The sequence below is a fragment of the Roseateles sp. P5_E8 genome (assembly GCF_054177665.1).
This window is the reverse complement of record NZ_JBGCUM010000011.1, coordinates 140,840-148,553: the sequence shown is the minus strand read 5'-3', so window position 1 is coordinate 148,553 and position 7,714 is coordinate 140,840. Positions and strand designations below refer to the sequence as shown.

The following is a 7,714-nucleotide window of genomic DNA, read 5'->3' as shown; positions in this document are numbered from 1 at the left end:
GCGATCAACTTCGCCACATCCCTCATCCGCATCGATTGCTTGTGACGAATTGAGCAATTCGTTTGCGAATTTATCAATTACGGGTTCGATTCGACTATTTATGATGGCCTTGTGGCGCTCGCAAGAAGAATCCGTTGGGGCGAAAAGCTCATCACGCAGCTCACATTGGCCGGCTCGATGCTGGCCGGTGGAGCGGTGTGCGCGCGCCCGCATGAAGGCGGCGCGACTCCGCCCACGGGCGTGCCTGCGCCCAGTGGCGCCGCGTCGGTGCGGCTCTACCTGCCCTACGGTGCCGGTGGCGAGACGGACAAGTCGGCCCGGTTGCTCATGGCCAGCATCGGCCGGGTCGCCGGCCAGTCGTTCGAGCCCGTTTACCTAACGGCGGAGTCCGGCGGCGCGGCCAACCGGGTCACGCAGGCCGCACCGGCCGATGGCCGCACGCTGATGGTCGGCCGGGTGGGCAACCTCATCGTCCAGCCCGCGCTGTCGCCGCAGAACTCGGTGCCGCTGTCCGGCTTCACAGTGCTGGCCGTGCTGGACCAGGCGCCGCTCATCTGTGCCGTTCGCGTGGGGTCGCCCATCACGTCGATGCGGGAACTGCAGGCGGCCATTGCCGCGGCGCCCGGGCGGCTGCGCTACAGCACCGGCGGGGCGGGCACCTTGCAATACCTGGCGGTGCGCTACCTGCTGGCGCTGTCCGGCCTGCCCGCCGATGCGGCCCGGCCGGTGCATTTCGTTCAGGGCCCGCAGGCGACGCAGGCGCTGCTCGACGGCGAGGCGGACTTCACCTGCAACAGCGCACGCAGCGTGGTGCCGGCGGTGCAGTCCGGCGCCGTGCGGGGGCTGATGACGACGGCCCAAGGGCGACTGAAGTCGCTGCCGCAGCTGCACAACGCCGCCGAGGTGGGCCTGCGCGATATGCAGAACCTGCAGGGCTGGTCCGCGCTCGTCGGGCCGGCGGGCCTGCCGCCCGCCGTGGTGGCGCGCTGGCGCGGCATCCTCGAGCGCGTGGCGGACGACCCCGAGTGGCAGGCCGGCACCGAGGCCGCCGGCGCCTCGCCACGCATCCGCGCCATGCCCGACCCGGGCCAGTTCGCGCGACAGCAGGCGCAGTTCTACCAGCGTCTGGTGACGCTGCTGGGGCCCGCGCCATGACGCGCCGCGCGCCGCGCCGGATGTGGCCGCTGCTGACGGACGCGGCCCTCGTGATGGCGCTGATCGTCCTGGGCCTGTTCAGCAGCGTCAGCGCCTACCGGTCGCTCGCGACCAAGGAGGCGGCCCAGCAGCGTGAGCTGCTCAACGCGATGGGTCAGAGCGTCGTCGGCGCGTTTGACCTACAGCTGGTGCGTGTGGTGGAGGCCTTGCAGGTCAGCAGCCTGATGTTCTCGGCCCAGGGTGGGCCGACGCGCGAGCAGTTCTCGCGTTATGGCGCCAGCCTGCTGGGCGAGTCGGCGACGATGACGCTGCTGGAATGGCAGCCCGTCGTGCCGCGCGGCCAGTTGGCCGAGTTCGAACGCCGCGCCGGCCTCGAGCAGCCGGGTTATCGCGTCGTCGAACCGGCGCCGGGCAAGGAAAGCGATGGCTTCATCCCCGTCCGAGAACGCGAGCTGCATGTGCCCGTGCTGTATTCCTGGCCGGCGACGGGCGCCGCGCTGGGTGTGGACATGGCCTTCGACCCGCGCCGCATGCGCTCCAAGCTGCTGGCGCGGGACGCCGGCTCGCCGGTGGCCTCGGAAACCTTCGGCCTGATCCGGCGCGACCACACCGGGCCGGCGGTGAGCGGCTTTGCGGTGTCGGCACCGGTCTATCGCTCGGCCCGGCCGGCCGGCGTGGAGGCGCGCCGCGCCGGGCTGCTGGGCTATCTGGCCGGTGTCATCGAGGTGCCCGAGCTGATGCGCGAGGCGGCCCTGCGCGCCGACGCCAACGAGCTGGACCTCTTCGTCTTCGACCAGGACGGCCAGCACCGCCTGATCTTCTCGTCGGCCGGCAGCGAGCCCCTTCGCACTGATGCGACCGACACCGCGCTCAGCGTCGACGTCGGCGGCCGGCCCTGGCAGCTCGTGCTGAGGCCGCGTCCCAGCTTCGTCGGCGGTGGCCGCGACGAGGCGCCGCTGCTGGCCCTGGCGGGCGGCGGCGTGGCGACGCTGCTGGTCGCGCTGGCCATGACCCGCGCCCTCGTCATCCGCCGCCGCCTGGAGCGCACCGAGGCCGCGCTGGCCGAGGACCGCCAGCACCTGACCAATGTGCTGGACGGCACCGCCGCCGGCATCTGGGACCTGCACATCGACACCGGCCGCCTCGTCATCAACGAGCGCTGGGCGCAGATGCTGGGGCGCACCTGTGCCGAACTGGAGCCCGTCACCGGCACGACCTGGGAGCGCCTGTGCCACGCCGGCGACCTCATCGAGGCCCACAACGCGATGAAGCGCCATTTCAACGGTGAGGACGAGCGCTACTCGGCCGAGTTCCGCATGCGCCACGCCCAGGGTCACTGGGTGTGGATACAGAGCATGGGCCGCGTCTTCGAGCGCGACGACGAGGGCAGGCCGCTGCGCCTGGCCGGCACGCACATGGACATCTCGCGCCGTAAGGCCGACGAGCAGYGCCTGCACGACGACGCCCGCGCGCTGGAGGCCGCCAACCGCCAGCTGCGCGACCTGGCCATCCTGGACGCGCTCACTGGCGCCTTCAACCGGCGCCACTTCAACGACGTCTGCCTGGCGGCCCTCGCCGGTGCGCAGCGCGGCCAGGCGGTGGCCCTGTGCATGATCGATGTCGACCACTTCAAGGCCTACAACGACCATTACGGTCACCAGGCCGGCGATGCCGTGCTCAAGGTGTTGGCGGTGACGCTGAAGGACGGCCTCAAACGCTCGACCGACGCGCTTTTCCGCCTGGGCGGCGAAGAGTTCTGCGTCATCTTCTCGGCAGCCTCGGCCGAGACGGCGCAGCACTTCGTCAGCCAGCTCAGCGTGGCCCTGCATGCCTTGGCCATGCCGCATGCGCAGAGCCCGATGAAGGTCGTGACGGCCAGCTTCGGCCTGGCCTGGTGGGCCGCGCCCACGTCGCGCCTGACGCCCGAGGCCATGTACGCGGCGGCCGACGCGGCGCTCTACGAGGCCAAGCGCAACGGGCGCGACCAGATCGCCGTGAGCTGCTTCGCGGCCGGTGAGGGCGAGATGGCGCCTGCGCCGCTGGCGACGATGCGCTGAGGCGGCCGCGCTCATCTTTGTGAGCGATGCCGGCGGCAAGCGTCGTACGTCGGGCGCGATTCCTAAACTCCGGCGCCATGCGACACCTCTTCTGCGCCTTGCTGGCCTGYGCCACCCTGTCTGCCGGCGCCCAGGGCGCCAGGCCCATCTCGACGCGCTTTAACGCCGATCCCTCGCCCCACCACTTCACGACGGCGGCGGGCAGCGGCTTCTACCTCTACGCGACGGACGACGCGTCCAACTCGGGCAAGTACTGGGACTCCACCAGCTGGCGGCTGTACACCTCGCCGGACCTGAGCACCTGGACGGATGCCGGCTTGCCTCTGGACGTGAGCGTGTTCAAGTGGGCGCGGCCCGACGCCAAGGCCTGGGCGCCGGAGGCGGCCTTCCGTGGCGGCAAATACTTCTTCTACGCGCCGGTCGGCGGCGACCGGATAGGCGTGGCGGTGTCGGACCGGCCGGACGGCGGCTTCACCGATGCGCGCAGCGACGCGCTGGTCGACAAGGCCCGTGACGCCAATGCAGGCGACGAGCCCATCGACCCGGCCGTGTACGTCGACAAGGCCGGCCAGGCTTACCTCTACTTTGGCACCCGCGTGCCCAAGGTCGTCAAGCTGAAGGCCGACATGATCAGCCTGGACGGCCCCATCCAGAACGTGCAGATCCAGGGGCTGGCCGAGCAGAAGAAGACCTACGGCGAGGCCCCCTTCCTGCACGAGCGCGGCGGGGTTTACTACTTCACGTTCTCGACCGGCTGGCCGGGGCAGATCGTCTATGCCACGGGCAGATCACCGCTGGGGCCGTTCACTTATCGTGGCCTGGTGATCGACTACCTGAAGATCTCCACCAACCATCAGGCCATCCTGGCGCATGAGGGCCGCAGCTTCATCTTCTTCCACGACAAGCTGCTGCCGGGCGGCGGCAGCCATAGACGGTCGATCACCCTCGCGCCGCTGGAGTACGACGCCGACGGCGCCATCCGCCCGGTCGCGCTCGAGCCCAGCCAGGTCGGGAAACCTTAGGCGTAGCGCGTCGCGCGGCCCTCGCGCACAAAAGCCCAGAGCTGCAACCCCAGGCTCTGCGCTGTCTCAATCGCCAGGCTGCTGGGCGCCGACATGCAGGCCAGCAGGCCCGCGCCGGCCATGGCCGTCTTGTGCACCAGTTCGAAGCTTGCGCGGCTGGACATCAGCACGAAGCCGTCGCGAACGTCAGCATCCTGGCGGGCGAGGGCGCCGGTCAGCTTGTCCAGCGCGTTATGCCGGCCGATGTCTTCACGCACCAGCAGCAGCTCGCCGCGGCTTGAGCACCAGGCCGCGCCGTGCAGGCCACCGCAGCGTGCGTTCAATACCTGGGCTGCAGGCAGGGCGGCCAGCGCGCGGTCCAGTGCACCAGGCTCCAGCGAGGGCGCCTTGACGGCGCCGGGCCGCCGGCTGACCAGCTCGGCTAGGCTCTCGACGCCGCACAGGCCGCAGCCGGTGCGCCCGGCCAGCGTGCGGCGGCGGGCTTTCAGGCGCTGCTCGCAGGCGGCCGTCACGGTCAGCGCCAGCTCGATGCCTTCGGCCTGCGCCGTGGCCTCGACGTCCAGCAGCTCCTGCCGCGCCGTGAACCAGCCCTCGCTCAGGCCGAAGCCGAGCGCGAAGTCGGCCAGGTCGGCCGGCGTCGCCAGCATGACCGCCTGCGAGATGCCGTTGACCGTCAGCGCCACCGGCACTTCGACGGCGACCTCCTCGTCCGCGCTGGCGCCGTGGGGGCGCAGGCTGGTCAGGGGCGGGAGTGCGGCCATGAGCGACCGTCCTCAGGGCGCCGGCAGCGCCGTCTGGCTGGGCGCCGCCATGCCGACGTGCGCCCACAGGTCTTCGGGCGGCAGCAGCGTCAGCATGCGGTGGCTGGACCCCTCTGCGCCGCGCACCAGCCGCGCCCGCGTGCCGGGGCTGGGCAGGGCTTGCGCCGCCGGGATGGTGAACACGGGACCCAGCTCGTCCACGCGCACGGCCAGGCCCTGGCCGCGCTCGTTGCGGCAGATGATGACGGGGCCGTCGAGCGTGTCGGGCGCGCGGCCGTAGAGGGCCAGGTTCAGGTCCAGCACTGGCAGCATGCGGCCCTCGTGCTGCAGCATGCCGACGAGGGCCCGCGGTGCGTTGGGAATGGCCGTCAGGCGCGGCTGCTCGACGGCCTCGACGAGCTGGCCGGCGGGCAGGCCCAGCCACTGGCCGGCCACACTGAAGGCGGCGATGTCCAGCGTCTCGGCGGCGGCCTGGGCGGGTGGTGGCGCAAAGCCCGTCTCGCTGGCGGCGGCCTGCGCCGGCATGCGCGGGCCGAGCGGCAGCAGCAGCACGGCGGCCACGTCCTCGGGCGACGCGGCTTGGCCCTGGCGGTACTCGCGGTAGCCCTGGGACATGGCGAGGCCGGCGGCGTAGACCATGCCGTCAATCTCCAGCTCGGTGCGCAGCGTGTTGCCGGCAGCCAGGCCGGCCAGCATGGCGGGCGGCACGGGCGCCGTCGTGCCGGCGGGCCAGCGCGCGTCGGAGCTGGCCACCACGCGGCCGTTGCGGGCGACGAACAGGCCTGCGGCCGTGTTTTCAACGTCTGTACCGGCGGTGTCGGGCAGGGCGTCGGCCAGCATGGCGGCGAACTGCGGCGCGCCGTCGAAGACGATGGCGATGCCGCCGACGACCTGGCCTTCGTGCTGCAGCGAGGTCGCGTAGATGTAGGTGGGTTGCGCCGTCTCGTACAGCGCGCTGGCTTCATGCTGCGACACGACATAGCGCTCCGGGTCGCGCAGCGTCAGCGCGGCATTCACCCAGCCCGCCTCCAGCCGTTGCCCGACATGGCCGGCCTGGGCCGGGTCCGACACGGCGACGACGCGGCCCTGCGGGTCGAAGACGAGCAGCAGCGAGTAGACGGTGTAGAGCCCGTTGATGTGTTGCAGCACCTGCTGGGCCTCGGCCGCGGCCGCCTGCGCCTGCGCTGTTCCCTGGGCGGCCAGCGCGCGCCGCAGGCGCACGTCCAGCGCCCACCAGCGGCAGTCGTTGGCGCGCTCGTAAAGGTTGCGGTCCATGATGTCTATGGCCAGCCGGGCCTGGAACAGCGCGCCGTCGAAGACGGCTTCCAGCGCATGGCTCTGCAGCTGGTCAATGGCCTGCTCGAACACCTGGCGCAGCTGGCCGCCGGTGCGCTGCACCTCGTTGAGCAGCGTCGTCGCGAAGCCCGCGCCGGCCGCGTCGCCGTTGGCCTGCGCATGGCTGCGCAGCTTGCCGTTCCACAGCGTGCGCGACAGGTTGCGCTGAATGCGCCGGGCCTCCAGCGGGATGCCCTGCAGTTCGGCGTCGAAGAGCTGGCGGGTGTCCAGCGTGGCGCCCAGGCGGCGCAGCTCGTCACCGGCGCCGTGGTCCTCGCCGGCCTCGAAGGCCCACTCCAGCGGCGTCAGCACGCAGGCTTGCCAGCCCGGCGGGCCTATGTAGCCCTCGTAGCCGCTGGCCCCGGCGCTGGCGCAGAGGTAGTCGCGGCCGGCGAAGAAGACGCGTTCGCCCTTGGGCTGCAGCTGTGCGCCGGGCGGGACCTGCCAGGCGTCGGAGCTTTGCAGCACGCGCTGCTGCGCGTCCAGCAGGCAGATGACGGCATGCTCGTCGGCGCCGGACAGCAGCTGGCGGAACACAGCCGCCATCTCGTCCTCCAGCCGGAACGACAGGCACAGCAGGCCGATCACGTCGTTCCCGCCTCCCGGCGTGCGCAGCGCGCGGGCGTAGATCAGGCCGGGGCGGCCACCCAGCAGCGCGGTGGTGCCGTGGCGCTCGAAATAGGCCGCGCCGGAGGCCAGCGCCTCGGCCACCCAGGGTTCGTGGCAGGCGGCCTGCGAGCCGCTCTCGTTGCGCCGCGCCAGCACCTCGCCGCGCGGCGACAGGACGATGACGTCGTCATACACCGAGTACTTGGCGGTGTAGGCCGCGAAGCGGGCCTGCAGCTCGGCGCGGCTGGCGGCGTGGTCGGGGTCTTGGACATCCAGCGCGGCGTGGGCGCACAGCGGCCCGTCCACGGCGAGGAAGCCGACGTCGGCCGTGCGCTCGAACAGGTTGCGCACGAGGATGTCGATGGCCACGCGGGCCTTGCCGTCCATGCGCTGCAGCGCGTGGCTGCGCAGGCGCCGGGCCAGGCTATCCAGCAGCGTGGCGGTGAGGTTCTGGAAGGCGGTGCGCGTGTGCGCGATGTCGGTGGCCGTGCCGCTCATCTGGCCCAGCAGGGCCAGGCTGTCCCACACGCCCTGCAGGCGCAGCAGCGCCTCGCGATGCTCGTCCACCAGCGCCATGCGTCGCAGATAGGGCAACACCTCGGGGCTGAAGGGGAGACCCTTGTGCCAGACCTTGTTCATCGCAGGCTGTTCTTTCGCATGGGTTGAGAGGGGTCGGGCGGCAGCATGCAACAGAGTCGCGGGCTGRCCGGCAGGCTGACGGCAGCATGCGCGTAAGTCATCACGCAAATGCGCCGCGCGAGCTGCTCATTCTGGT

At 71.4% G+C, this 7,714-nt stretch carries 6 protein-coding genes; 3 read left to right on the top strand and 3 right to left on the bottom strand.

The window, feature by feature from the left end; all coding sequences use genetic code 11:
- Positions 1-213 (bottom strand): hypothetical protein (locus ACXRVZ_RS09500; RefSeq protein ID WP_458232334.1); only part of this gene is annotated, 213 nt, incomplete at its 3' end.
- A gap of 27 nt (positions 214-240) precedes the next feature.
- Between ACXRVZ_RS09500 and ACXRVZ_RS09495 the strand changes: the two genes are divergently transcribed.
- The 3 genes from ACXRVZ_RS09495 (at position 241) to ACXRVZ_RS09485 (ending at position 4,234) form a co-directional block, all read left to right on the top strand.
- Positions 241-1,155, top strand: a complete 915-nt coding sequence (locus ACXRVZ_RS09495) for a tripartite tricarboxylate transporter substrate binding protein (RefSeq protein ID WP_457424923.1) — start codon at positions 241-243, stop codon at positions 1,153-1,155.
- The gene (locus ACXRVZ_RS09490; RefSeq protein ID WP_458232333.1) at positions 1,152-3,212 is read left to right on the top strand and encodes a sensor domain-containing diguanylate cyclase; all 2,061 of its coding nucleotides are present in this window, start codon (positions 1,152-1,154) and stop codon (positions 3,210-3,212) included. Before ACXRVZ_RS09495 ends, ACXRVZ_RS09490 begins: the two co-directional genes overlap by 4 nt.
- A 77-nt stretch (positions 3,213-3,289) precedes the next feature.
- Positions 3,290-4,234: a family 43 glycosylhydrolase gene (locus ACXRVZ_RS09485; protein WP_457424920.1), complete on the top strand. Its 945-nt coding sequence runs from the start codon at positions 3,290-3,292 to the stop codon at positions 4,232-4,234.
- On the opposite strand, the gene fdhD is transcribed toward ACXRVZ_RS09485, so the two are convergent.
- Positions 4,231-4,995 (bottom strand): formate dehydrogenase accessory sulfurtransferase FdhD, encoded by a 765-nt coding sequence (gene fdhD, locus ACXRVZ_RS09480; protein WP_457424918.1) that lies wholly within the window; start codon positions 4,993-4,995, stop codon positions 4,231-4,233. The two genes, ACXRVZ_RS09485 and fdhD, sit on opposite strands and share 4 nt — an antisense overlap.
- A 12-nt stretch (positions 4,996-5,007) precedes the next feature.
- A complete protein-coding gene (locus tag ACXRVZ_RS09475) occupies positions 5,008-7,578 on the bottom strand; it encodes a chemotaxis protein CheW (RefSeq protein WP_457424916.1) in 2,571 nt (856 codons plus the stop codon).
- Positions 7,579-7,714: the final 136 nt, after the last annotated feature.